Source organism: Streptomyces aurantiacus JA 4570, assembly GCF_000414115.1.
Taxonomy (GTDB): Bacteria; Actinomycetota; Actinomycetes; order Streptomycetales; family Streptomycetaceae; genus Streptomyces; species Streptomyces aurantiacus_A.
Window position 1 is genome coordinate 1 of sequence record NZ_AOPZ01000419.1, and the last position, 1,520, is coordinate 1,520.

The 1,520-nt window shown below is 76.3% G+C and carries 2 protein-coding genes; both read left to right on the top strand.

Going from position 1 to position 1,520, the window contains the following annotated elements; genetic code table 11:
• The coding region (locus STRAU_RS32570) for a tetratricopeptide repeat protein (RefSeq protein ID WP_037663420.1) at positions 1-1,042 on the top strand (1,042 nt) is incomplete at its 5' end.
• A gap of 91 nt (positions 1,043-1,133) precedes the next feature.
• Positions 1,134-1,520, top strand: a 387-nt coding sequence (locus STRAU_RS32575; RefSeq protein WP_037663422.1) for an ATP-binding cassette domain-containing protein, incomplete at its 3' end; no start/stop codon positions are given.

Consider the following 1,520-nt stretch of genomic DNA (forward strand, 5'->3'; position numbering starts at 1 on the left):
GGTGGAGGAGCTGTACCACGGCCTGTGCGCGCGGCCCGGCGCGGCGCTCGCCGGGGCGCTGCGGGCCGGCGTCGACGCGTGCCGGGCGCAGACGCGGTACACGGCGGTGGCCCGCGAGTGGGCCCGGGTCCTCGCGGACGCGGGCGAGGACGCGGGGGAGGAGCGGCTGCGGCGCTGGGGCGCGGACTGCCTGGCGGCCCTGTCCGACGAACGCCTCGGCCCGGTACGCGTGTTGGACCTGATCCTGGCGCGCGGCGAGCTCGACGACGAGGGCCGCGTGGCCGCGTACAGCGCGCGTGGCTGGAGCCATTTCGAGGCCGGGATGATGGCCGAGGCACTCGCCGACCACGCGCGGGCGATCGAACTCGACCCCACCGGCCCGCTGGGCCACCACGGCAGCGCGATCGCGCTGCGGGCGCGCGCCGGGGACGGCGACCACGAGGCGGCGCTCGCCCACATCGACCGGTGCGCGGAGCTGGCGCCGGGCGCGGAGTGGGTGGTGCGGGAGCGGGGCGAGACGTACCGGAGGATGGGGCGGCACGAGGACGCCCTGGCCGAGCTGGACCGGGCGCACGCCCTCGACCCGCGCGAGCCGCTGACGCTGGGCAGCCGCGCCCAGGTCAAGTTCGTCCTGGGCCGCCCGGCCGAGGCCCTGGCCGACTTCGACCACGCCCTCGCCCTGTGGCCCGACTACCCCTGGGCCCGCTGGCGCCGCGCCCACATCCGCTCCGTCCTCGGCGACACGGAGGGCGCCCTCGCCGACCTCGACCACGCGCAGCGGCTCGATCCGGGCGGCACCGGGATCCTGGGCGAGCGGGGTGACGTCCTGCGCGCAGCGGGCCGCCACGAGGAGGCGATCGCCGCGTACGACCGGGCCCTCGCCCTGGACCCCGGCTATACCTGGGCCCTGGGCAGCCGCGCCCTCGCCCACGAGGCCCTCGGCCGCCCGGACCGCGCCCTGGCCGATCTCGCGCGGGCGCTGGAGATCGACCCCGGGTACGAGTGGGCGCGCTTGCAGCGGGCGCGGCTGCTGGAGCCGTAGTGCTGCCGGGCCGACCCGCGCCCGCCCCTTTGACGGGCACTGAAACCGCGCTGAAACCCCGCTGAACCCGTCCCGCCGCAACCTGTGCGGCATGTCAACGACCACGACAACGACCACCGCGTCGGCCCCCCTCGCCATCGCCGCCACCGGCCTGTACAAGGCATACGGCGAGAAGCAGGTCCTCGACGGCATCGACCTGGCCGTGCCGCAGGGCACGATCTTCTCGCTGCTCGGGCCGAACGGCGCGGGCAAGACCACCGCTGTGAAGATCCTGTCCACGCTCATCACCGCCGACGCCGGGGACGTGCGGGTGGCCGGGCACGACCTGGCCGCCGACCCGCAGGCGGTGCGGGCCGCGATCGGTGTCACCGGGCAGTTCTCCGCCGTGGACGGCCTGATCACCGGCGAGGAAAACATGCTCCTCGTGGCGGACCTGCACCACATGTCCCGGCGTGAAGGCCGCCGCGCCACCGCCGAG